The organism is Thalassotalea sp. HSM 43 (assembly GCF_004752005.1).
Classification (GTDB): Bacteria; Pseudomonadota; Gammaproteobacteria; order Enterobacterales; family Alteromonadaceae; genus Thalassotalea_A.
In genome coordinates this window covers 223,450-247,064 of sequence record NZ_CP038493.1, presented here as the reverse complement: position 1 = coordinate 247,064, position 23,615 = coordinate 223,450, and the positions used below count along the sequence as shown (strand labels likewise).

Here is a 23,615-nt window from a genome sequence, read left to right as displayed (position 1 = left end):
CACTTTTATATACAAAACTGACCTGCGATACCAAGGATGTCATTTAGTTGGTATGTTCACTCACTGATACGCGGGTTGCACTACGGTTCGTGACGAAGGGTCACTGATAGCAAGATAAAAACGAGAACACTTAAACGAGAAGACTATGACGGTTATTAAGCAACAAGACTTTATCGACAGCATCGAAGATGCGTTGCAATACATTTCTTACTACCATCCATTGGATTACATCCAAGCGCTAGAAAAGGCTTATCATAAAGAGCAAAGTCAAGCAGCGAAAGATGCAATCGCGCAGATTTTGATCAACTCACGCATGTCAGCAACAGGTAAACGACCTATCTGTCAGGATACGGGTATTGTGACTTGTTTCGTTAAAATCGGCATGGACGTTAAATGGGATAAAACGGATTTAACGGTACAGCAAATGGTTGATGAAGGTACGCGTCGTGCTTATAACAATCCTGACAACCCCTTAAGAGCCTCTATTGTTGCTGATCCTGCCGGCAAGCGCACCAATACTAAAGATAACACACCATCTGTTGTGCATATCGATATGGTCGCCGGTGACAAAATTGAAATCATGATCGCGGCCAAAGGCGGCGGGTCTGAAAATAAAACCAAAATGGCGATGCTTAACCCAAGTGACTCGATTGCTGATTGGGTTGAAAAAACGTTGCCAACCATGGGCGCTGGCTGGTGTCCACCAGGCATGTTAGGTATAGGCATCGGTGGTACCGCTGAAAAAGCCGGTGTACTTGCTAAAGAAAGCCTAATGGATCCGGTTGATATTCAAGAATTGATTGACCGAGGCCCAGAAAATGCAGAAGAAGAATTGCGTTTAGAAATCTTTGACCGTGTCAACAAGCTAGGCATTGGTGCACAAGGCCTTGGTGGTTTAACTACCGTAGTTGATGTGAAAATCAAATCGGTACCTACTCATGCCGCGTCTAAGCCTGTGGTAATGATCCCTAACTGTGCGGCAACGCGTCACGTGCATTTTTATTTAGATGGTTCGGGCCCTGCTAACTTACAGCCACCAAAATTGGAAGAATGGCCTGAAGTGACATGGGAAGTTGGTGAAAACGTTCGTCGTGTTAATGTAAACAAGTTAACCAAAGCCGATATCGCCGACTGGAAAACCGGTGAAACGGTATTGTTGACGGGTAAAATCTTGACCGGTCGTGATGCGGCACATAAACGTATTCAACAACTGCTTGAATCAGGTGAAGGCTTGCCAGAAGGCGTCGACTTTACCAACAAGTTTATCTACTACGTTGGACCAGTTGATGCGGTCGGTGATGAGGTGGTTGGCCCTGCAGGTCCAACAACAGCAACTCGTATGGATAAGTTCACTGAAATGATGCTTGCCGATACAGGCCTATTGGGCACCATTGGTAAAGCTGAGCGTGGTCCTGGAACCGTAGAAACCATTAAAAACCACAAGTCGGTGTATTTGATGGCCGTTGGTGGTGCAGCTTACTTGGTATCAAAAGCGATTAAGAATTCTCGCGTGGTAGCCTTTGAAGAGCTGGGTATGGAAGCCATCTACGAATTTGATGTAGAAGACATGCCAGTGACTGTGGCGGTTGATAGCGAAGGCGAGTCAGCGCACGTCACAGGGCCGGCCATCTGGAAAGCGAAGATTGCCGAACTGGACGAAAAACTGAGCGTCTAGTCATCCAGAAAAAACATAAAAACGCACCGCTAAGAGTGCGTTTTGTTTATTTAACAATAGACATAATTCGACACAACAAACGACAAGAGTACTATGAAAACATTACTAAATAGCAGTCTAGCGCTTGCCTTGATGGCACTGATGCCACAAGCAATGGCGGACACTGAGGTTTTGACCGTTGATAAACTTAACAGTCTTAATCAAGTCCACAGTGTGTCCATCTCTCCCGATGGCAGCACCTTGGTTTACGGTATCCAAAAAGGCCAAGAACGTGGCAATAACCACCTTTACCTGCACGATGTGAAATCAGGCGAAGTACGCCAACTGACCTCTCACAAGGCATCTGAAAGCTCGGTTAATTGGAGCAAAGATGGCAAAGGCTTGTATTTTCTATCGTCTCGCAATGGCTCATCACAATTGTGGTATTTGCCACTAACCGGTGGTGAAGCGCGTCAAATAACCAACTTTCCGCTGAACGTCGAAGGCTACAAGTTAAACCAAGATGAAAGCAAAGCAGCGTTTGCGTTTACCGTTATGCCAGGTTGTGAAAGTTTTGCTTGTACGCAAGAAGCGATTGCCAAAGAACAAAGTAAAAAACACAATACCCGTGCCTATGACAAGCTGATGGTGCGTCATTGGGATGTGTGGCTTGATAACTTTAACTCGCACATTTTTGTCGCCGATATCAACAAAAACAAAGTTGCCACAGAAGCCAAAGATGTTATGGCTGATTGGGATACGGACTTTGCCGGTATGTCACAAGTATCGTTCAGCGCTGATGGTGCTAAATTGGCGTTTTCAGCCAAAGCACCTGGTGTTGATCACGCATGGCACACCAACTGGGATATCTTTGAGGTTGATTTAGCAAGCTACAAAATCAGTAACCTGACCGAAGCCAATAAAGCCTGGGATGCTATGCCAGTGTATTCATCTGACGGTAAGTACTTGGCATGGAAAGCAATGCAAACACCAGTATATGAGTCAGACAAGTACACGCTAAACGTCAAAGACTTACGCAGCGGTGATGTTAAACAAGTTGCTTCCTTGTGGGATCGTTCAATCTCTAGCTTCCAGTTTGACCAAGACAATCGCTCGGTTATCGCCATTGCCCAAGATTTAGGCCAACAATCAATATTTTCAATCGACATTAACTTTGGTGAAGTTACGACGGTATTTAACGACGGTTATGCCGGTAATGTATCGATTGCAGGCGATCAGTTGTATTTCACTCGCCACAACATTGCCAACCCAACCGATGTCTACAGCATTGCCAAAGATGGTTATGGTTTAAAACAGCTAACCAATGTCAATAAAGACAAGTTAGCGAACATCAGCATGGGCGAATTTGAACAATTCAAATTCAAAGGCTGGAACAACGAAGACGTACATGGTTACTGGGTAAAACCGGCAAACTTCAAAGAGGGTGAGAAATACCCAATAGCGTTTCTAGTTCACGGTGGCCCACAAGGCAGCTTTGGTAACATGTTCCACTATCGTTGGAATGCACAACTTTGGGCAGCGCAAGGTTACGGCGTGGTCATGGTCGACTTTCATGGCTCGACAGGCTACGGTCAGGCATTTACCGATTCAATTTCAGGTGACTGGGGTGGCAAACCATTAGAAGACCTGCAAAAAGGCATGGATTACATCGTTGACAAACAAAGCTGGTTAAACCGCGATAAAGCCTGTGCATTAGGCGCATCATACGGTGGTTACATGATGAACTGGATCATGGGTAATTGGTCAGACGGTTTTAACTGTGTTATCAACCACGCCGGCTTGTTCGACATGAAAAGCTTTTACAATGTGACCGAAGAATTGTGGTTCCCAGAGCATGACTTCTCAGGCCCATATTGGCAGTTTAAAGAAAACTACGACAAGTTTGACCCGTCACGTTTTGTTGATAACTGGAAGATGCCAATGTTAGTGATCCAAGGTGAATTGGATTATCGTGTGCCGTACGGGCAGTCTTTAGGCGCGTTTACCACTCTACAACGCAAAGGTATTGAGTCACGTTTGGTGATGTTCCCAGATGAAGATCATCATATTCGCAAACCAGATAACTTAAAAGAATGGTACCGTGAAGTATTTGCATGGATGGAAAAGTACCTGAAATAAGGTTATTTCATTAGCAAAACATAAAATCCCGTCATAGCTCAGTTATGGCGGGATTTTTTATTGGCTTTTCATAAACTTGGATTCGTGCTTTAATAACTGTAAATATAAACAGTATCTGTATGCAGATACTCGATAAGAAGAAAACCTCATGACGACAGACATGTTTTTGATGCTCATCAGCGCAGCCAGTGTGCTGCTACTAATCATGCTAACGCTTGTGCTGATGCAATTGAAGCAACTAAAAAGCCAAGCAGGGCAAAGCGATAAAGACAACGCGATATTAGCGGAAAAGTTAGAGCAAATTAATAAAGCGACAGGTCAACAAAGTCAGTTACAAAGCGCCTTTGTCACGGCGACGCAACAGGCATTAACTCAGCTGCGTTTGACCTTAACCGAGCAATTAGCCGGTCATAAAGAGCAGTTTAATAAAAATCAAATAGATGCCATCAATCAATTGGTCGAGCACTTGCAAAAGAGTACCGCACAAAACCGTGAAGAGCTCAGTAAATCAATGCAAGCCAATGCTGAGGTGCTGGCTAAGCGCATGAATGAGTTAACCCAAAGTACCGACAAGCGCTTGCAAGACATCTCTGCGGGCGTTGAAAAGCGTTTATCGGAAGGCTTTGATAAAACCACCAAAACCTTTAATGACATTGTTAAGCGACTGGCGCTAATTGATGATGCTCAGCGCAAAATCACTGAGCTATCGACCAATGTGGTGAGTCTGCAGGAAGTACTTGCCGATAAGCGCTCTCGTGGTGCGTTTGGTGAGGTGCAATTGAATGCGTTGATACGTAACGTACTGCCAGAAAAACACTTTGCTATTCAGCATACCTTGTCGAACAGTAAAATCGCCGATTGTATATTATTTTTGCCGCAACCGACCGGCAACATCGTCATTGATTCGAAGTTTCCATTGGAAAGCTATCGTAAGATGACCGAAGTGGGGATCAGCGAGGTCGAACGAAAGGGCTACCAGAACCAATTTAAACAGGATATCAAAAAACACATTAATGACATCAGCGACAAGTACATCATTAACAATGAAACCGCCGATGGCGCCATTATGTTTTTACCTGCAGAAGCGATTTTTGCTGAAATCCACGCCCATTTCCCTGAATTGGTTGAGTTGGCCTATCGCTCTCGCGTATGGCTTACCTCACCAACGACGTTAATGGCGGTATTAACCACGGTTCGCAGTGTGTTAAAAGATGAAGCAACCCGTCAGCAAGTTCATATCATTCAAGAGCATTTGCACAAACTTGGCGGAGACTTTAGCCGTTTTCGTGACCGATTTGATAATCTCGCTCGCCATATTGACCAGGCAGCGACTGACGTTAAACAGATACACACGTCAGCCAATAAAATCAGCAGTCGTTTTACTAAAATTGAACAGGTCGATTTGGCTGATAATGACAGCGATAAAAAAAGCGCCAGTATGCTGGAGAACACACTGGCGCCTTAATACGGCTTTCTATCGTTATTAGGTATGGTGTTTACACTAATGGATTACATCAGGTGATTACATATTAGAAATCACATTGATAAACACTGTGGTCAGTAACAGAGGGCAAACAAAACGTAAGTAGTTTGCCCATAGTTTTAACCAAGGCTTTTGTGCCAGTAGGGCTTTGTCAGCCAGTTGATTACCGCGTTTGTATATCCAACCCACCACAATAAAGTAAAACAAGCCCATAATCGGTAGCTGGAATGAATTTACCCAGTTGATCACCGCGCCAAATAAGCTATCAAAGTTAAACACCAAGGTCATACTTGCTGCCAATACAACAAGCGAGACAATAAACGTTGACTTAAAGCGTGAATATTTTTTGTCTTCAACCAAATAGGCGACAGGCACTTCTGTTGATGAAATGGTTGAGGTTAGCGCCGCCATCGACATCAATGTAAAGAACACCAAGGACACATAAATACCTATGTCGCCCATCGAATCAAATAGGGCAGGTAAGGTTGAGAATATCAGTTGTGGGCCACCAATTAATTGACCGTCAATAAACACTTGCTGGCCCATATGTTGCGCTACAAACAAGGTTGGGATGATCAACAAACCCGCTAGAAAAGCGATTAAGGTATCTAGCGCACCAATAGAAATCACTAGCTTGCCAATATCGGCGTCTTTTTTCATATAAGAGCCGTATACCATCATGCCACCGACACCAATCGATAACGAGAAGAACGCTTGCCCCATGGCCGAGATGATTAATTTAGGATCGCTAATTTGTGAAAAGTCAGGGGTCAGGTACATGGCGACACCTTCGCTTGCCCCCGGTTGCTGTAGGATGTATATGATCAGGCCGATCAATAACACAAACAGTACCGGCATCAAACGTGATGACCAACGTTCAATACCGCTATGAACACCACGATTAATGATTAGCGCACTAAGCACAATAAAAATAGGCGTAAACGCTAAGTTACGAGCGACACTCGAATCGGCTAGCCACGTAGCGGCGCTATCAAAACCCAGTAATGCCATTAACGGCGACAGTGCGTGCGACAACATCCAACCGGCAACAATGGAGTAAAAGCTGAGCATTAGGATGGCGCCAAGTAAGCCAAATAAACCGGCGTAACGACCCAGTCGTTTAGACACGTCCTGACAGGCATCTTCTAACGCACCAACCGGGTTTTTTTGCGCTTGGTTACCCAAATATATTTCCGCAAATAGAGCCGGAAACGCCAGTAGCACGGTTACGATCAGGTAAACAAAGACAAAGGCACCACCGCCATTGTTTGCTGCTTGCGTCGGAAAACCCCACACATTACCGAGACCAATAGCTGAGCCGGCTGCCGCAAGGACAAAACCTATTCTTGAATGAAATGAATCTCTAGTTACTGACATAATGAAAATTATTTTTGTTATTTTAATAAAGCAGTTGTCAATAACACACAATTTAGCAGCAATAGGCAAGCAAAACTTAATGCTTTGCAAATAAAGCGGCTGCAATTGTTGAAAATATGCGCAGTTAGCGAAATTTACCGTTGCGCAGTAAAAAGTGCTGGTCAGCGCGAAAGCGGCTTATTATCATGTTTGCCGTTAATGTGTCGTAATGCATGCGTTGTATATCGACCGCTAAAAGTAGTCCTGAAAGACAAACTGAAATTAATCCTTAAATTAAACCTGAAATATTAACCGCTAGAAATATAGATTATGCTGCAATATAAAATCGTTCCTGTTACGCCATTTATGCAAAATGCCACCATTATTTGGTGCGACAAAACCATGCAAGGCGCCATTATCGACCCAGGTGGAGAAACTGAGCGCCTGCTCGCAGAAGTGAGTGCTTTGGGAATAACACTGAGCAAACTATTGCTAACTCATTCTCATGTTGATCACGCTGGCGGCACGCAAGATATTGCCGATAAATTAAATCTTCCAATAGAAGGTCCACATCGCGACGATCAATTTTGGATTGATATTTTTGAGCAGCAAATTCAGCAATTTGGTTTTCCCGGTGCTCGTGTGTTTAGTACCAATCGCTGGCTAGAAGAAGGCGACACAGTGACGGTCGGCGAGGAAACGCTTGAAGTCTATTTTTGCCCAGGACATACCCCAGGGCACGTGATTTTCTTTCACCGTGACAGCAAACTTGCACAAGTAGGCGATGTTCTGTTTAAAGGCTCAATTGGTCGCACCGACTTTCCAAAAGGCGATCACGCCACGTTGATCAATGCCATTAAAACCAAACTATGGCCACTTGGTGATGATGTGCGCTTTATACCCGGACATGGGCCTATGGGCACGTTTGGCGAAGAGCGCCGCAGTAACCCATTTGTTGGTGATTCTGTAGGTTAAAATCAAAGCGTCAGCAGTGTCACCACACCTTCACTATAAGCCAAGAGGTGTTAATAGGGGGCGTGGTCATCTATTCCGTTGCTATGTTATACGTCGTCTGTATCCATTTGACCTGACATACGGCGGCGAATGTGCGACCACGACATACCTATGGCCAGAATCGCTGCCAGTATGATTAATATTACCCAGGTAAAGCCGCCGGCTTCTTGTAAGCTGATCCAGCCCCAAGAGATAAATAGCCATACTAGGGCGCCAAAAAATACCGCAGCTAAAATGAGACCAATGGTACCAAGCGAGCGCAGGGTCGCTCGAATATAAATGATCCAACCAATCAATAACGCCACACCGGCCAGTAAAACTAACGGCGCAAAACCCGCGTTTGCCGCCCAATGGACAAACGAAAAACCACTCGGATTATAGGTCAATAAAACCAATATTAAGGCAAATATGAAGCGTATACCGACACCTTGGGGGCTGATTTCTTTCATAGAATGTCTCTCATCTTTCTGTTGGCTATGGTGTTAAGCGTTAGCGGGTCTAAATAGCCTTGCAAATATACAAAGCGACTAAAATAGATAAAGTTGCTAAAAGCTACTAAGAGTTTAGTTCAGATTTTTAAAGTCGTTATTGGCAACTGACCATATACCTTGGTGTAGCGGTTAATCTAGCACGGCGAAAATATATGTTTTGCGACTCTCTTGTTGTGCTGAAAATGAATATTATCAAAGTGTTGTCGTTTCATTTTAGTTCCATTTTAGTTATGGGTTAGGCAAGCTTATCCAGTAACTGTAAGCGCTTTCTTAATGCTGGCGTTGATCCTCACTGCATTTCTACCATACTGAAAGATATCTGCGTGTAAAAAGGGACAAAGCAAATGACAGTTGTTGAAGTTGATCACCCATTGATCCGCCATAAACTTGGCTTGATGCGATGTGATGGCATCAGTACCAGGGACTTTCGTGAGCTAGCATCGGAAGTAGGCTGCTTACTTACATACGAGGCATGCAAAAATTTTGCATTAGAAAAAACCAAGATTGAGAGTTGGAATGGGCCGATAGAGGTCGACCAAATTCGAGGCAAGAAAGTCACCGTGGTGCCGATTCTTCGAGCGGGTCTAGGCATGATGGATGGCGTATTAAAACTTATTCCTAATGCTCGGATTTCCGTGGTAGGCATGTATCGTAACGAAGAAACGTTAGAGCCTGTGTTTTATTTCGAGAAGCTTGCCGGCGAGATTGATGAACGCGTTGCTTTGGTTATTGACCCTATGTTGGCGACAGGTGGCTCTATGGTGGCAACGATTGATCTTCTTAAGCAACGTGGGTGCCGCAAAATCATTGCCTTAGTGTTAGTTGCCGCGCCAGAAGGCATAGATGCTTTGCTGCAACATCACCCTGATGTCGAGCTTTATACCGCTGCAATTGATGAAAAACTCAATGAGGATGGCTATATCTTGCCAGGGCTCGGTGATGCGGGCGATAAGATCTTTGGTACCAAATAGTATTTTTGACATACGGCATATAATCACACCTAAACATCTCTTCGCACCAATCGTGCAATAAAATCCAGACAAAAAAAGAGCAGGGAATACCTGCTCTAAGTTAACTTAATTGCAACTAGCACGTTGCAGTGAACTTTGATGAAAGATGAAGTGGTCTATCCTTTAACCTCCTAGTCCAACAACCGAGGAAACAAACGCACTTTCCAGGGAATAACACGCCACGAAGGCACACACAACAGATACGGTAACTAAGATACGTTTGGTCATGTTTTTTCCTCTCCTTTTGAACACTTTTAATTGTAGGCATAGATTGCTAAAAACTGGACATGGATATTGCGAGGAATCTAAAAGCTTTTTATTGTCAGCTAAGTGTTTGTTTCTTCCATTTATATTAAATTTCTTGTAGAGGAAAATCAGGTTTTCATCAGGTTTTATTTGGCCTGCAGTGTAATTAATTGTGAACAGATAGATAAATGATCCATTTTATGAAAGTTTTCATTTGTCATTCCATTAGCCGTTAAAACAATGTTAGGATCGCCGTGTAGCCAATAAACGCCCGAGAAACTAAATAACGGGTGAATCTATAAATAGCGCTAGCAAATAATGCAACAATTGAATTATGTTTGGGGAAAACCATAATGGATAAAATGCGAGTCGAAATTGACCTGTCAGGTCACGATGTAAACTGTCAGAACACGGTAAGTGATGTGATTTGCCAACAACTTTTGTCTTTAAAAGACGACTTTGTTGAGCGTTTATCGCGTGTGTCTAACCAATTTTGTCCTAAGGCTGTCGTTGACATGGACAGTTTCAACGTTGATTTAGCTGATATCCAACAAGACAAAGGTATGGTGCGAGTAGGCTTTGGCTATCAGTCTTTTCATGACTTTGAAGACTTGCAAACACAACAACATATCAAAGAGAACTGGCGTTTTGAGCTAGCTCAACAAAAAGCCGTGTTTGAATTGGATCTTCCTGAATTGCACCCTGTCCACGAAATTTAAAGGACGGCCATCGAACTAGGTGGTTTATCGCTTGAAAACTTAACTGTTCACTTTCATTAGGGTCTTGTTTGCAAATAACGTATTTGTAAAAAAGCCTGAATGGCAAGACAAGCGAGACAAAATCAAAATGAAAAGCGCAGCATCAGCTGCGCTTTTTTATGGATGTAAACATGTATCTAATGCGCGATGCTAATGGCGACCGCGCATGTCGCCGGATAATTTAGTGCTGTCATCTAACTGGCTACCATCGAGTTCCGGACTATCTGGTTGTGGTACGGAATAACTGCTACCGCTAAAGCCACCTGCGATTATATGGCATTGATTTTCCGTCAACAGAGTCATTGTCTCGGCTACATGCTCTGATGTCGCCGCGATTTTTGCCTTAGCGTTTTTTGTTGCAGTCATTGTTGTCGCAGTATTTGTTGTCGCAGTACTTGCTGTCGCAGTACTTGCTGTTATGGTTGGTGTGATTTTTACGTCGCGAGTGTTGGTCATTTTGACCTCCTTGTCATGGTGCTTTATCGTCAAAGGTTCGTCATCCTGACAAACCCAAATGATGGGGTGTTGCCTATTGAGTGTGAAATAGACTGACGTGAAGTCAACAAATTAGGCTAACAAAAAAGGCGCCAAAGGGCGCCTTTTGATTAGATGAAAATAGACAAACGATTAGGTTCGCTTAGAAACCACATTGACGCCCTTGGTTTTGTTGGTCTAACCACGCTTTTAGTGGAGCAAAGTAGTCTAAAATGGCGCTGGCATCCATTTGCTCACTACCGGTTAAAATTTTATGCGCTTGTTGCCAAGGCTGGCTAGAGCCCATTTCCAACACTTGATTCAATTTCGCACCGGCTTCCTTGTTGTTGTAGATAGAACAACGGTTGATAGGGCCTTCATAACCGGCCACTTCACATAACGCTTTATGGAATTCAAATTGAAGAATATGGGCCAAGAAATAACGTGAATATGGCACATTGCCTGGTACATGGTACTTGGCACCTGGATCAAAATCGTCAGCAGCACGTGCAATTGGTGCACCAACACCTTGATACTGCTGACGTAATTGCCACCATGCAGTGTTGTAGTTTTCAGCGGTAATTTCACCGTTAAATACTTTCCAGCGCCACTGATCAACCAATAAACCAAATGGAATAAAGGCCACTTTCTCAAGCGCCATCTTCATTAATAAGCCGATGTCTTTTGAGGCATCCGGCACGGTATCAATTAATCCAATTTCTTTTAAATAGGCTGGGGTTACGGATAAAGCGATGGTATCACCAATAGCTTCATGAAATCCGTCATTGGCACTGTTTTGAAATAGCACGGATTGATCTTTGTAGGCGCGTTGATAGACGTTATGACCTAACTCATGATGAATAGTAGAAAACTCTTCGCCTGTTTTTTGGATACACATCTTGATTCGGATGTCGTCTTGCGAATCTAGATTCCAAGCCGAGGCGTGACATACTACGTCTCTATCTTGTGGTTTGGTAAACAGTGAACGCTGCCAAAATGTGTCTGGTAGTGGTGCAAAACCTAGCGACGTGAAAAAGTTCTCCGCGCCTTTGACCATATCCAATTCGCTGTAATTGTGCTTAAGCAATTGTTGAGTGACATCATAACCTGGATCGGCGTTTTCAGGTGCGACCAAATCGTAAACATTGCCCCAGCTTTGTGCCCACATATTACCCAATAAATGTGCTGGAATTGGTCCATCTTGAGGAACTTTGTCTTCACCATAATGTTCACCTAATTTGGCACGTACGTGACAATGCAGGGCATCATAAAGTGGTTTGACTTGGCCCCAAAGGCGATCAAGTTCTTGGCCGAACTCTTCAGCGGGCATATCGTAATTTGAACGCCACATCGCGCCTAAATCGCTATAACCTAAGCCTTGAGCACCTTCGTTGGCAAGTTCGACTTCACGTTCGAATAATGGTTTCATCTCTTGGCTAACGGTGCGCCAACCGCGCCATGCTTCAAGCAGGGCGTCATAGTCTCGGGACTCTGCTAACACTTTTGAAAGTTGGCCTAAATTGAATGTTTCACCCGCCTCGTTGGTATACGATCCTTTACCATACATGCCGCCTAAATCAGAGGCGATTTTCGCCAGCTCGGCACTTTTCTTGGAGTCTTGAGGTGCCGGTAAGACCAATGCTTGTTTTAAAATATCAAGTTTTCGACGTTGCTCAGCGCTTACTTGTTGACCATCATATTTAGCCGCTTGTAAGGCAAAACGCACGCCTGCTTCAGAGTACTCTTTACCTGCGCTCGCCGCTAATGCAGCGGTATCTTCAGTAATAAAATTTTGGTAAACCCATTCAATTTTCGACGATTCATTAATTAAACGCGTCATTTCTTGTTCGGTTTCGACAAGGAATTCTGCCACAGGTTGCAAGGTGTCTGCTTGGCTTGATTGGTCGGCTTTTGCAGCCATAGGTGCTTTGCTTACAGCTTTATTGGTGTCGTCAGAACATGCGGTAGTTGCAAGTGCTGAAGCGATGACTATCGCCAGAGAACTTTTGATTAATTTCATAGGTATCCTGATGTTTTCGTTATGCTTGGTCATCTCGGTGAGTTATTGCTGATAACCCATTGGTGGTCATCGCAGAAGCCGGACGCCAAGCTATTTTTATTAGACGCAATGAGTATAGGATAATGGAGATGGAGGTTAAAGCGTTAGGCACAAAAAAAGACCCATTGGCAATATTGACAGATCGAGCCATTGGGTCCAGGGAGAACGTGTTTGGTTATTTAAAACCAGATTTAACACTGATTTACTAAGTATGGTTGCTGTGTATATTTTTGCTTAATATTTGTACGATTTTTTTCAATTGAATTTTGCTTGCCTGATAGAAAAAAGCATATCGTGTTTTAAGCTCGGATAGGCGCACATAAAACTTGACAGAAATAGTGCTTCCTGTCATTTTAAACAGGTGTTTGAATTAGGCCGCTAATGGTCGTTTCACAAATTAAATAACAGAATAAGCGCACCCATGGATACGAAAACAAAAATATTAAATGCAGCTGAAATCCTGTTCGCTGATAAAGGCTTTACATCAACTTCGCTACGTGAGATCACCAGTGAAGCAGAGGTAAATCTGGCCGCGGTCAATTATCATTTTGGTTCTAAAAAAGAATTGATTAAAGCGTTAATGAAACGCTATCTCGATGAGCTGAATCCACCGTTAGTGGCGTCATTGAATGCGGTAAACCAACAAACCCCTAAGCCGTCATTGAATGACGTGTTTGAGGCATTTGTTGAACCGTTGTTATCATTGAATGAGTTTCGTGAGAACGGCACCAGTATCTTCTTACAGTTATTGGGGCGAAGCTATATCGATAGTCAGGGCTTTTTACGTTGGTTTATTACCACCAATTACCCGCACATCATCGATAATTTTGTTATTGCGGTTGAAAAAGCCTATCCAGAGTTGACCCGTGAAGAAATATTCTGGCGTCTGCATTTCACAATGGGCACCGTGGTTTTCACCATGTCATCGTCTGCTGCGTTGATCGATATCGCCGATAATGATTTTGGCAATAAAGTTGATGTGGCAGGTGTAATAAAACGCATTATTCCTTACGTCGCGTCAGGTGTTGGCGCTCCGATTACCCGAGATTAAACATGGCATTATTGATGGTTGATGTTGACGGCGTTGAGCTAAACGCTGAAGACAAAGACATTTTGGCGCACCCTAAAGTTGGTGGCCTTATTTTGTTTTCCCGAAATTTCACTGACATCGAGCAGTTATGTCAGTTAACCCGCGCCATAAAGCAGATTAACCCCAAGTTATTGATTGCCGTGGACCATGAGGGCGGCAGGGTGCAACGCTTTCGACAGGACTTTTCCGCTATCCCTGCGATGGGAAAAATTTATGCAAACTTTGCACAAACTTGTGATCAAGATGCAGCGCTGCAAAAATCTCAACAGTTTGCTCAAGCGATGGGGTATTTGATGGCCCGCGAGGTACAAGCAAGCGGTATCGATATCTCGTTTGCGCCGGTGCTAGATCTTGATGATGTGTCTGATGTTATCGGCGACCGCGGTTTTCATAAGGACCCGGCCATGGTTAGTGCGCTTGGCGATGCATTTATTGTTGGCATGCATCAAGCCGGTATGAAAGCCACTGGCAAACACTTTCCAGGCCACGGCAGTGTGAAAGAAGACTCGCATGTTGCCATGCCGATTGATAAGCGCAGTAAACAACAAATTTTTGCCAAGGATATACAATCCTTTGAGCAGCTCAATGACAAGGGTATGCTTGATGCGTTGATGCCAGCGCATGTGATTTACCCGAACGTTGATCAACATCCTGTTGGTTTTTCGCGTTTCTGGTTGCAGGATATTTTACGCCAACAAATGGGCTTTGATGGCGTGCTGTTTAGTGATGATTTATCAATGCAAGGCGCCACAGGTGTCGGTGGCTTTGTTGAACGCTGTGAAGCGGCAGCGACGGCGGGTTGTGATATGCTGTTGGTGTGTAATAATCGCCAAGGTGCGATTGAAGCAATTGAGCAGGCCAGTATCAATGCATCCGACCCTATGTGTGTGCAACGTATTCAGCGGATGTTAAATGCAACACCTCGTCCGTGGTCATCACTTGGTGATGATGCGGTATGGCAATCATGTCGACAGCAGTTACAGGCATTTAATGCAATGGTTTAACCGTTGGCGCCAATAAATATAAAAATAATTAAAAAAACAAACCAATGAAATCCAGACTCGTGTTACTTATTGCGCCTTTATTGGCGCTGCTCTGTTACTTTAGCTTACTCAGCACTGGCTTAACCCATGAAGCGTCTGTCACCGCGGCGATCACGTTATTGACCGTGGTATTTTGGGTTACGGAAGCACTGCCTATTCCTGCAACATCGCTTATTCCATTTGCATTGCTTCCTATCTTTGGCGTGCTAGATCACAAAGGCGCGGCATCGGCATTGGGCTCCCATGTGATCTTATTGCTTATGGGCGCATTTATGTTGTCCAAAGCATTAGAGAAAAGTGGTGCGCATGAGCGCTTGGCTGTGTACATGGTGACCTTAATTGGTGTCTCCAGCGCTCGACGTTTGGTGCTTGGCTTTATGTTAACCAGCGCCATATTAAGTATGTGGATTTCAAATACCGCGACTGTGCTTATTATGTTACCTATGGCAATGGCTTTGTTAGCGCATGTCGATAATGAGCGTTTAAAAATAGCGCTTATTTTAGGTGTTGCTTACGCCTCAAGTGTTGGTGGCGTGGGAACCTTAATCGGTACACCGCCTAACGTAATATTCGCGGGTATTTATGAAGAACATACCGGTATGGAGTTTGGTTTTCTAGAATGGATGAAAATCGGTGTACCTGTGGTTCTTCTGGCCGTGCCATTAATGGCGATGTGGCTAACCCGCGGGTTAACCTTAAATGAATCGATAACCATGCCTAAACCTGGGCCATGGCGGGTAGAAGAGCGACGCACATTGTGGGTGTTTGGATTAACGGCACTGGCTTGGATCTTTCGCAAGGAACCGTTTGGTGGCTGGAGCGGATTGATTGGTAGTAGCGGTATCGGCGATAGTACCGTGGCGCTAGCTGCGGTGGTATTGATGTTTGCCATCAGTAATGGCAAAGGTGGGCGTTTACTTGATTGGTCGTCGGCGAAGAAAATTCCTTGGGATATGCTGTTGTTGTTTGCTGGTGGTATTGTGATTGCCAAAGGCTTTGTTGCCTCTGGTTTATCGGACATGCTTGGTACTTGGTTGGCGAGTTTAGCGCATCTACCTTTATTGGTCATGCTGTTAGTTATTTGTTGGGTGGTTACTTATCTGACCGAAATCACCAGTAATACCGCTACTGCGACCTTGTTAATGCCAGTACTGGCGGTGGCGGCGCTGTCGGCGGGGTTTGATGCTAAGGTGTTTATGATCCCAGCTGCAATATGTGCTAGTTGTGCCTTTATGTTGCCGGTGGCAACGGCGCCAAATGCCATAGCCTATGGCACAGGCAAAATCAGCATAGGTCAAATGGTGCGAGAAGGGGCAATATTGAGCTTTGTCGTCGCTATGTTGGTTGCATTTCTGTGTTATTTATTGCTTTAGCACAAGGCGGGGAAAGCGAGTTCGTTATTTAGGAAACAGCAAATACAAATTTAAGTTCAATGACAATCCTTCGGGATCACCTGGCGCAGATTCAAGCCAATATTTAAAGCCGCCACCAAATAAGATGGGTTGGCCGCTGACTTCGAAATATTGTGAAGCGGTGATTGTTAAAGGGATTGACCATTGATCTTCATTCCAGTTGTAATTGGACTCTGAGGTCAATTCAATGGTCATCGCACCTTCGGTGGTGTAATCATAAAACGGTTGAATAAAAAAATTGCTGTAACTGTCTCCAATACTTCCTTCCGCTGAATAATACTGCGTGGCTAGAAAGCCATAAGTGCGTGGGCCATCGACGGTCAATGCGATAAAAGAACCACCAATACCGTGCTCGTCAAAACCTAAGTAGTCATCACTTGCGGTATCAAGCTGAACATAGGGCCCATAACCCATGATCCAACCATTGTCGGTTGGCTCTGTGGGCGAAAAGAATAAGCTTTCAGAAATATCACCAATGCCGCTTTGCGACCCTGCACCGGGGAAAATGTCGTCTTGCTGAATAATTGGCAAAATAGTACGAGTTATTAAATTCCAATCTTCATTAAGTTCAATAGGAATGATTGGTTGGACAAATATTGTGGTTCTGGTTCCATCGTCCTCAGGGCCGATATTGTCGTTATATTCGGTTTGAATAGGCACAATAACCATCGTCGTTAAGGGGTTGGCAATCTCTTGTGCGAGATCTTTAGAATTGGGTTTTTCTGCTGCACTGGCAACGCAAAAGCTCATTGATGCGAGTAAGCCAATACTGATTTTGCTGATAGTACTTTTCACAAGAATACTCTTCTGTCATACCATACAAACCTTTGGCTTAGTCATCACTTTAATTCAGGTGCAATGACACTCGGTTTTATAACGACTGGTGTTTTCTTATCTAAAAAAGGTTATAGAGATTATAGAGCTAACATGACCACTAATGCTTTTACATTTCGGTATTGCTACCTGCTAACTCGTTTAATTATTACGTTAATTAGTAATACAGTTAATTAATAATACACTTTTGCTAGAAGCGCAAAAATGTATAGCCAGGTTCGCCGAATTAGCCTTACCATCGGGGTTGCGGCCTTCGCCGCAATGACGGTGCTTTTCAAGTGATCTGACCCCTTGAATGACCCCTTGAAACAAGCGGGGGGCAATTTTGCTAGCTCATTTTATTTTAGTCGAGCCAGTTTTTCTGATTGGCGTGTTTAGCCAAATACAATAGGGCGACGGCAATAATGATCACCAATAAAGGCATGACCATCGCCGATTGTCCAAAGATAGCGATGCCATCATTGAGCATAAACGCATGTACGTTTTGCACGATCACGCCAAGTAAACTGAGCAACAATAAAACAATCGCAAGTCGTTTGCGCAGAGCGAGCATTAAACAGCCTAAGCTGCCGGCAAATACGGCGATGGCAAAGGCAGTCATAGCCCACGTTGGCATGGTTTGATAAAACGCTTGTTGCGCTTCAGAAAGACTGGACATAACGTCGGCATTATTGACTGGGCCCATTAAATAGGCCATGACGCCCATTAAATTCCAGATCAAGGCTACAACGGTAACAGGAGCGAACCATTTCGGCGCAGGGTGTAAGGTATCATTCATAAGCAATTCCAGCTGGTAAAGGATAATCTTAGCTTATCGTATTACCCGTGAAATGGCTAATGCAGTCAATGGCTTAGCGCCATAATTAGGCTTTAGGAAAGTACTTGTCTACCAAGGCCGTTAAATCATCGGCTTTCAGCGGTTTAGCCAAAGAGTCACAAATACCAGCGGACAAGCATTCAAGCTTGTCGGTCATTGAAAGATTCGCGCTAACGGCAATGATCGGTGTGCTGGAATTACGATTATCGGCCTTAATTTTCTTGGCGGTTTCCAGACCATTCATGCCCGGCATGCGCAGATCGGTAAGAATGATATCGAACTGATGTTGATGACAAAGCTCTATCGCTTGTTCACCGCTTTGTGCACTCATAACATCAAAATTAAGGTTGTTAAGAAAGTAACTAGGTACCACGATATTCATTTCTAAATCATCAACGACTAAGGCTTTCTTACCTTGAAAACGCTGACGTTCACAGATATTGTGCGCTGAGCTTGGCGCGTTTTTCTTGGCAAAACTTAGCTTGAAACTAAAGCGACTGCCCTGACCAATGTCGCTATCGACACTGAGCTTACCGCCCATTTTGTCGATAATACGACTGGCAACCGATAAGCCTATACCTGAGCCGAAGTGGCGTTCGTTTTGATCAGATTGATAAAATGCGTCGAAGATTTTATCTTGCTCTGCCTTGGCGATACCGACACCAGTATCGGTCACACACACATTAAGTTGAACGTTATCTTTTTCACCTTCGCAACTGAAGGTTATGTTGATTTCACCTTGTTCGGTAAATTTAATGGCGTTGTTGATCAGATTTATAATGACTTGGAATAGTTTACTTTCGTCACCCAATAAATAGTAATCGATAGGGGTTAATGAGGTAAATTTTACGTTTACGTCATTTTTTCGATTGATGGTTGCGACTACTTTTTGCAATTGTTCAAAGGTATAACCTAAATTAAATACCTTTTCATTTAAGGTTAGTGCGTTAATTTCAAAGTTAGTGGCATCAAGGATATCTTCAATGACCAATGATAAATGCTCTGTTGTTTCGGCAATGTCGTCAATGTAACGGAATACTCCGTGATATCCCTGACTGGCAAGTGTCGAGTTAGCATTGTCTGATGATTCAATCGACGCTTGCACTTGCTGAAATTCATTTTGGGTGATCTCGGCAAGCCCTGAAATGGCATTTAACGGTGTGCGTATTTCATGACTTAGCTGCGCTAAAAATTCGGTCTTTTCTCGGTTCGCTTTGAGAAGTTCTTGTTCTAATCGCTTTTGCTCGGAGATATTGGTCGCCGAGCCGGCTAGGGCGATAACCTTATTATCACGATCGGTAATCGCCGCCTTGGTGGTTAAGAACCAAGACAGGCTGCCATCTTTGACCCGTATCTCTTCTTCAATTTTGATGGTTTCCGCATTTTTAATTAGTTTTTTATCGGTATTGATAATATGATCACGAGTTTTCTCATCAAAACTGAAAATGTCCGCATCGGTTTTGCCTATAACTTGTTGGCGATTTATACCGGTCTCTACTTCGTAGGCACGATTAACAAACAAATGTTTGCCATCAACATCTTTTACAAAAATGATTGAGTCAATCGCATCAAGCACCGACATAAATAGGTGATCATGGCTGCCTTCAATGTGGTGCTGAAAACTAAACGCATCAATATGTTTACTGATGATATCAAAAATGTGGTGCGGGTCTGACATGAGGGCTTATATTATCACGGGTTTGTTTTTCATTAATATTGCCATAATATCGCCGTTGATGACATGACTTGTTATCATTTTGACTATTATTTTGGACGTTTGAGCAACGTTCAGGCAAGGATGTGAAACTAAGCTACGTTGTTGTACTTTTATGTTACGCACTACACACAAGTCCTTAGCCCTTAGTTAATAAAAATTAAATATTCGCGTCCAACATACTTTTCATTTCATCGGCCAATATTGGCTGCGCTTTTGAGTTTGGGTGAATGCCGTCGGCTTGCATCATACTCGGATCGGTCGCGACTTTTTCGATAAAAAACTCCAGTAAGGTGACGTCGGTTTGCTTGGCGACATCGACAAATACTTGTTCAAACATTTGGTTATAGCGAGGACCATAATTAGGTGGAATTTTTACTTTCGATAATAAAACCTGTACATTTTTAGCCTTAGCTTTTGATATTATTTGTAACAAGTTGTTTTTTATGAGCTTTGGTGGGAAGCCACGTAGGCCATCATTGCCGCCCAACTCAATTAACAATATATCAACTTTATTTTGCTCTAAAATAGCGTCAATCCTAGATAGACCGCCTTCTGTAGTCTCACCACTGATGCTGGCGTTTTTGATACGGTAAGTGGCTTTTTCGCTTTCGAGTTGTTGATTTAGAAGATAAACCCACCCCTGTTTTTCTTCCATGCCATAACTTGCACTTAGGCTATCACCTAGTAGTAAAATAGTATTGTGAGCCAAAACCTTTTGGCTTAACGTAACAGTTAGTAGTATGACAAGAAACAGGGACAATTTTTTAAGCATGAATAAAGATTCCGAAATTATTCTAGAATGCCGCGCAGTCAGTAAAAAAGTGACAACCGCCGCGACCAAGGGTCAAGATAATGTGCTGACCATCTTGCGAACAATTGACCTGCAAGTCAAGTCTGGTGAAACCTTAGCAATCATCGGCGCATCCGGCTCAGGTAAAACAACCTTGCTATCATTGATGGCCGGTCTTGATGTGCCAAGTGATGGTGAAATTTATTTAAAAGGCTTGCCGTTGCATCAATACGATGAAGAGCAACGCAGTCAAGTTCGTGCCCAACATGTGGGCTTTATTTTCCAATCGTTTTTATTGATCACCAGTTTAACCGCATTAGAAAATGTCATGCTGCCAGCAGAGCTGGCCGGCGACACACAAGCGCGAGAAAAAGCAGAAGCGATGCTTACTCGCGTAGGTCTTGGTGATCGTTTTGAACATTACCCAAGTCAACTATCCGGCGGTGAGCAGCAGCGCGTTGCCATTGCCCGTGCCTTTATCAGCAAACCTGATATTTTGTTTGCCGATGAGCCAACCGGTAACTTAGATGCTAATACTGGTGAAACCATTAATCAGTTATTGTTTGAACTAAACAAACAACAAGGCACAACGTTAGTGCTGGTTACCCATGACACCGATTTAGCGCAACGTTGCCAGCGAAAACTCACCATGCACGCCGGTGAATTTGTCAGTCAGCAACCGGCAATAGCTGAGGTGGTGTAATGACGATGCCTATGTGGATGCGGCATTCATTGCGCTTATTTAAGCACGAACTGAGACGTGGTGAACTGACCATAATCTGTTTTGCGATCATTTTGGCGGTTGCTACGGTATTTTCCCTGTCAGGATTTAGTGATCAAATTCGTTCAGCGTTGATCAGCAAGAGTAACAGCTTTATCGCCTCGGACAGGGTGTTGCAATCGAGTCGTCCTGTTGACCAGGCCATATTAAACGAAGCGCAGCAGCAAGGATTAGGGCAGGCCAGTGTGTTGTTGTTCTCATCTATGGTGTTCTCTGAAGATGAAATGTTACTGGCGTCAGTGAAAGCGGTGACCGAACAATACCCATTGCGTGGTGAGTTATTAATTGATAACAACAATCAACCTATAGCCGGTAACCAACCGCAATCAGGCAACGTATGGGTTGCGCCAAGCTTATTGGAAAAAATGGGCTTGAATGTGGGGGATTCTCTGGAGATAGGCGTCGCAACATTTACCATTAGCGCCACCATCTTTCAGGAGCCTGATACCTCATTTTCTGTCTTTACCCAAGGTCCAAGGGTATTGATGAACTTTGCCGACGTTGAACAAACACAAGTCGTGCAACCCGGCTCTCGCTTAACCTATCGTTATTTATTTGCCGGTGAAGACTCGGTCATTGAGTCATTTGAAGAATGGGTTAAACCGCAGGTATTAGAAACCCAGCGTTGGTATGACATTAAATCTCAACAATCTCCTCTTGCGAGAGCCTTGAACCGCGCCGAAAAATATTTGGCCTTAGGCAGCATGTTGGGCATTATCTTGGCGAGCGTTGCCGTCAGTGTTGCCGCGCGACGTTACGGCCAACGTCACCAACCTATGGTGGCAGTATTTAAAGCCATGGGCGCATCACTGTCTCATATTCGCAAATTGTATTTGTTGCATTGGAGCTCTTTAGCGCTGTTCTCTATTATCAGTGGCCTGTTACTCGGAGCATTGATACTTGGCGTTGGTTTGTTTTTTATCGGTGATTATTTGCCTTATGGCAGCAGTGAACTTGGCATATACCCATTTGCGGTTGCCGTATTTACCGGCGTTATCTGTGCGTTTGCGTTTGCTATAACACCAATGCAGTCGTTAATTTCGACACCTGTATTATCGGTTATTCGTGGCTTTACCAGTTTTGATAAGCGTCGCGGCTGGCTCGGTAATATTCCGCCATTGGTCGCGGTATTCCTGTTGTTGTGGCTGTTTAGTCGAGATGTGGTGCTTACCTTAGCCTTGATGGTTGGCGGCGCAATCGCCATTGCTATTGTGTTGTTACTCGGTCGCATGTTGGTTAGTGTTGGTCGAAAAATTGGCTCTCAAGCAGGTCAAGGCATGCACTTAGCCATGGCTAACTTAAAACGCAGAGGCAAACAAAATAATGTGCAACTGATCAGCTTTACCGTCGCCATCAAGTTATTGCTGTTGATGCTGGTTGTTCGCAACGATTTACTTGATGAGTGGCAAGGTCAATTGCCAGTCGATACACCAAATCAGTTTTTGGTGAATATCAATAAGCAACAAGTCGGCAATGTTGAGCAGTTTTTGGCTGAGCATAATATGAGTGCCAGTAACCTGTACCCAATCGTTAGAGGTCGACTCACGGCGATTAATGAAGAAACCGTCAGCAAAGAAGCGTCAAAAGAAGAGCAAGATGGTTCTGATCGTGGTCGCCAAGGCATTGGCCGTGAATTGAATTTGACCTGGCATAATCAATTACCCAAAGAAAATAAGATCATCGAAGGTGAATGGTTTGTCGACGCTGAAAACAAGGCACAGGTGTCGGTTGAATCCCGTGTTGCTGAGCGCTTAAAGCTTAACATTGGTGATACCATTAGCTTTCAAATTGGTGCGCAAAACGTCACCGTACCGGTCACCAGTATTCGTGAAGTGAATTGGCAAACCATGCAGCCAAACTTCTACATGATATTTTCGGACGCGGTATTGGATCAATTCCCAGCAACGTATATTGCTTCGATCCATGTTCCTCAAGATAAAAAACGCGAGATGCAGCGCTTTTTAAGTCAATACCCAACCATCAGTGTGATTGATGTTGAGGCGATGCTAACGCAATTACGCGATGTGATTGAACAAGTCTCTTTGGCGGTCGAGTTTATTTTGATCTTGGTGCTTGTCGCTGGGGCGTTGGTGTTGATTGCACAAGTACAAGCGAGCATGGAAGAGCGTGAACGTGAACTGGCTATATTGCGTACCTTAGGCGCGCGAGGAAGTTTATTAAAGGCGGCAACACTATTGGAGTTTGTCGTGTTAGGTGCTATTGCCGGATTACTGGCGAGCTGGGGCATGGAAGTTGCCGTGCATGTGGTGCAACAGCGAGTGTTTGATATGCAGCCTAATTGGCATTTCGAATACTGGTTGCTTGGTATTATCAGTGGCGCGGCGTTTGTTGGCTTGATGGGATTGATCAGTTGTTACCGGTTAATGAACTTATCGAGCGTGACGCTAATTCGTCGTACTTTATAATAGTGAGTTTTTTAGTCAGCT

At 44.0% G+C, this 23,615-nt stretch carries 19 protein-coding genes; 11 read left to right on the top strand and 8 right to left on the bottom strand.

Translation table 11 applies throughout. The annotated features are described in order from the left end of the window. Nucleotides 1–145: 145 nt before the first annotated feature. From E2K93_RS01105 to E2K93_RS01095, 3 genes are all read left to right on the top strand, one after another. The gene (locus E2K93_RS01105) at nucleotides 146–1,675 is read left to right on the top strand and encodes a fumarate hydratase (RefSeq protein WP_135437315.1); all 1,530 of its coding nucleotides are present in this window, start codon (nucleotides 146–148) and stop codon (nucleotides 1,673–1,675) included. Nucleotides 1,676–1,768: 93 nt separating this feature from the next. Next, nucleotides 1,769–3,793: a prolyl oligopeptidase family serine peptidase gene (locus tag E2K93_RS01100; protein WP_135437314.1), complete on the top strand. Its 2,025-nt coding sequence runs from the start codon at nucleotides 1,769–1,771 to the stop codon at nucleotides 3,791–3,793. Between the two features lie 148 nt (nucleotides 3,794–3,941). Next, a complete protein-coding gene (locus tag E2K93_RS01095; RefSeq protein WP_135437313.1) occupies nucleotides 3,942–5,258 on the top strand; it encodes a DNA recombination protein RmuC in 1,317 nt (438 codons plus the stop codon). Between the two features lie 57 nt (nucleotides 5,259–5,315). On the opposite strand, the gene E2K93_RS01090 is transcribed toward E2K93_RS01095, so the two are convergent. Continuing rightward, nucleotides 5,316–6,653, bottom strand: coding sequence for a sodium-dependent transporter (locus E2K93_RS01090; protein WP_135437312.1), 1,338 nt, complete (start codon nucleotides 6,651–6,653; stop codon nucleotides 5,316–5,318). A 312-nt stretch (nucleotides 6,654–6,965) separates the two neighbouring features. Between E2K93_RS01090 and E2K93_RS01085 the strand changes: the two genes are divergently transcribed. Further along, on the top strand, nucleotides 6,966–7,607 hold the full coding sequence (locus E2K93_RS01085) for an MBL fold metallo-hydrolase (RefSeq protein WP_189637897.1): 642 nt from the start codon (nucleotides 6,966–6,968) through the stop codon (nucleotides 7,605–7,607). 86 nt (nucleotides 7,608–7,693) lie between these two features. Here E2K93_RS01085 and E2K93_RS01080 read toward each other — a convergent pair whose 3' ends face one another. Then, nucleotides 7,694–8,095: a DUF6524 family protein gene (locus tag E2K93_RS01080; protein ID WP_135437310.1), complete on the bottom strand. Its 402-nt coding sequence runs from the start codon at nucleotides 8,093–8,095 to the stop codon at nucleotides 7,694–7,696. A gap of 386 nt (nucleotides 8,096–8,481) precedes the next feature. Here E2K93_RS01080 and upp point away from each other — a divergent pair, with 386 nt between their 5' ends. Next, the gene (gene upp, locus E2K93_RS01075; RefSeq protein WP_135437309.1) at nucleotides 8,482–9,108 is read left to right on the top strand and encodes a uracil phosphoribosyltransferase; all 627 of its coding nucleotides are present in this window, start codon (nucleotides 8,482–8,484) and stop codon (nucleotides 9,106–9,108) included. 638 nt (nucleotides 9,109–9,746) lie between these two features. Next, nucleotides 9,747–10,112, top strand: a complete 366-nt coding sequence (locus E2K93_RS01070) for a hypothetical protein (RefSeq protein WP_135437308.1) — start codon at nucleotides 9,747–9,749, stop codon at nucleotides 10,110–10,112. Between the two features lie 189 nt (nucleotides 10,113–10,301). Here the strand turns inward: E2K93_RS01070 and E2K93_RS01065 are convergent, their stop codons facing one another. Then, nucleotides 10,302–10,607: a hypothetical protein gene (locus E2K93_RS01065; protein ID WP_135437307.1), complete on the bottom strand. Its 306-nt coding sequence runs from the start codon at nucleotides 10,605–10,607 to the stop codon at nucleotides 10,302–10,304. A gap of 181 nt (nucleotides 10,608–10,788) precedes the next feature. Further along, entirely contained in the window at nucleotides 10,789–12,645 is a 1,857-nt protein-coding gene (locus E2K93_RS01060; protein ID WP_135437306.1) for a M2 family metallopeptidase, read from the bottom strand. 460 nt (nucleotides 12,646–13,105) lie between these two features. On the opposite strand from E2K93_RS01060, the gene E2K93_RS01055 reads away from it, so the two are divergent. From E2K93_RS01055 to E2K93_RS01045, 3 genes are read left to right on the top strand one after another with little or no spacing between them, the layout of a single operon-like run. Continuing rightward, the gene (locus E2K93_RS01055; RefSeq protein ID WP_135437305.1) at nucleotides 13,106–13,735 is read left to right on the top strand and encodes a TetR/AcrR family transcriptional regulator; all 630 of its coding nucleotides are present in this window, start codon (nucleotides 13,106–13,108) and stop codon (nucleotides 13,733–13,735) included. Nucleotides 13,736–13,737: 2 nt separating this feature from the next. Then, complete coding sequence (nagZ, locus tag E2K93_RS01050) at nucleotides 13,738–14,778, top strand: beta-N-acetylhexosaminidase (protein WP_228445422.1); 1,041 nt, start codon at nucleotides 13,738–13,740, stop codon at nucleotides 14,776–14,778. 44 nt (nucleotides 14,779–14,822) lie between these two features. Then, nucleotides 14,823–16,190, top strand: coding sequence for an SLC13 family permease (locus tag E2K93_RS01045; protein WP_135437304.1), 1,368 nt, complete (start codon nucleotides 14,823–14,825; stop codon nucleotides 16,188–16,190). A 24-nt stretch (nucleotides 16,191–16,214) separates the two neighbouring features. Here the strand turns inward: E2K93_RS01045 and E2K93_RS01040 are convergent, their stop codons facing one another. The 4 genes from E2K93_RS01040 to E2K93_RS01025 form a co-directional block, all read right to left on the bottom strand. Then, a complete protein-coding gene (locus E2K93_RS01040; RefSeq protein ID WP_228445420.1) occupies nucleotides 16,215–17,024 on the bottom strand; it encodes a transporter in 810 nt (269 codons plus the stop codon). Nucleotides 17,025–17,406: 382 nt separating this feature from the next. Beyond that, nucleotides 17,407–17,841 (bottom strand): hypothetical protein, encoded by a 435-nt coding sequence (locus tag E2K93_RS01035; RefSeq protein ID WP_135437303.1) that lies wholly within the window; start codon nucleotides 17,839–17,841, stop codon nucleotides 17,407–17,409. Between the two features lie 85 nt (nucleotides 17,842–17,926). Then, nucleotides 17,927–19,558, bottom strand: a complete 1,632-nt coding sequence (locus E2K93_RS01030) for an ATP-binding protein (RefSeq protein ID WP_135437302.1) — start codon at nucleotides 19,556–19,558, stop codon at nucleotides 17,927–17,929. 196 nt (nucleotides 19,559–19,754) lie between these two features. Beyond that, complete coding sequence (locus tag E2K93_RS01025; protein WP_135437301.1) at nucleotides 19,755–20,369, bottom strand: arylesterase; 615 nt, start codon at nucleotides 20,367–20,369, stop codon at nucleotides 19,755–19,757. Between E2K93_RS01025 and E2K93_RS01020 the strand changes: the two genes are divergently transcribed. Further along, a complete protein-coding gene (locus tag E2K93_RS01020; RefSeq protein ID WP_135437300.1) occupies nucleotides 20,368–21,090 on the top strand; it encodes an ABC transporter ATP-binding protein in 723 nt (240 codons plus the stop codon). The genes E2K93_RS01025 and E2K93_RS01020 overlap by 2 nt on opposite strands. Continuing rightward, nucleotides 21,090–23,594 (top strand): ABC transporter permease, encoded by a 2,505-nt coding sequence (locus E2K93_RS01015; protein WP_228445416.1) that lies wholly within the window; start codon nucleotides 21,090–21,092, stop codon nucleotides 23,592–23,594. Before E2K93_RS01020 ends, E2K93_RS01015 begins: the two co-directional genes overlap by 1 nt. The last annotated feature ends 21 nt before the right edge of the window (nucleotides 23,595–23,615 follow it).

Excerpts from the sequence above, each read along its gene's own strand:
- E2K93_RS01105 (WP_135437315.1), top strand. The coding sequence starts at position 146 with ATGACGGTTATTAAGCAACAAGACTTTATCGACAGCATCGAAGATGCG.
- E2K93_RS01100 (WP_135437314.1), top strand. The coding sequence starts at position 1,769 with ATGAAAACATTACTAAATAGCAGTCTAGCGCTTGCCTTGATGGCACTG.
- E2K93_RS01095 (WP_135437313.1), top strand. The coding sequence starts at position 3,942 with ATGACGACAGACATGTTTTTGATGCTCATCAGCGCAGCCAGTGTGCTG.
- E2K93_RS01090 (WP_135437312.1), bottom strand. The coding sequence starts at position 6,653 with ATGTCAGTAACTAGAGATTCATTTCATTCAAGAATAGGTTTTGTCCTT.
- E2K93_RS01080 (WP_135437310.1), bottom strand. The coding sequence starts at position 8,095 with ATGAAAGAAATCAGCCCCCAAGGTGTCGGTATACGCTTCATATTTGCC.
- upp (WP_135437309.1), top strand. The coding sequence starts at position 8,482 with ATGACAGTTGTTGAAGTTGATCACCCATTGATCCGCCATAAACTTGGC.
- E2K93_RS01070 (WP_135437308.1), top strand. The coding sequence starts at position 9,747 with ATGGATAAAATGCGAGTCGAAATTGACCTGTCAGGTCACGATGTAAAC.
- E2K93_RS01065 (WP_135437307.1), bottom strand. The coding sequence starts at position 10,607 with ATGACCAACACTCGCGACGTAAAAATCACACCAACCATAACAGCAAGT.
- E2K93_RS01060 (WP_135437306.1), bottom strand. The coding sequence starts at position 12,645 with ATGAAATTAATCAAAAGTTCTCTGGCGATAGTCATCGCTTCAGCACTT.
- E2K93_RS01055 (WP_135437305.1), top strand. The coding sequence starts at position 13,106 with ATGGATACGAAAACAAAAATATTAAATGCAGCTGAAATCCTGTTCGCT.
- nagZ (WP_228445422.1), top strand. The coding sequence starts at position 13,738 with ATGGCATTATTGATGGTTGATGTTGACGGCGTTGAGCTAAACGCTGAA.
- E2K93_RS01045 (WP_135437304.1), top strand. The coding sequence starts at position 14,823 with ATGAAATCCAGACTCGTGTTACTTATTGCGCCTTTATTGGCGCTGCTC.
- E2K93_RS01035 (WP_135437303.1), bottom strand. The coding sequence starts at position 17,841 with ATGAATGATACCTTACACCCTGCGCCGAAATGGTTCGCTCCTGTTACC.
- E2K93_RS01030 (WP_135437302.1), bottom strand. The coding sequence starts at position 19,558 with ATGTCAGACCCGCACCACATTTTTGATATCATCAGTAAACATATTGAT.
- E2K93_RS01020 (WP_135437300.1), top strand. The coding sequence starts at position 20,368 with ATGAATAAAGATTCCGAAATTATTCTAGAATGCCGCGCAGTCAGTAAA.
- E2K93_RS01025 (WP_135437301.1), bottom strand. The coding sequence starts at position 20,369 with ATGCTTAAAAAATTGTCCCTGTTTCTTGTCATACTACTAACTGTTACG.
- E2K93_RS01015 (WP_228445416.1), top strand. The coding sequence starts at position 21,090 with ATGACGATGCCTATGTGGATGCGGCATTCATTGCGCTTATTTAAGCAC.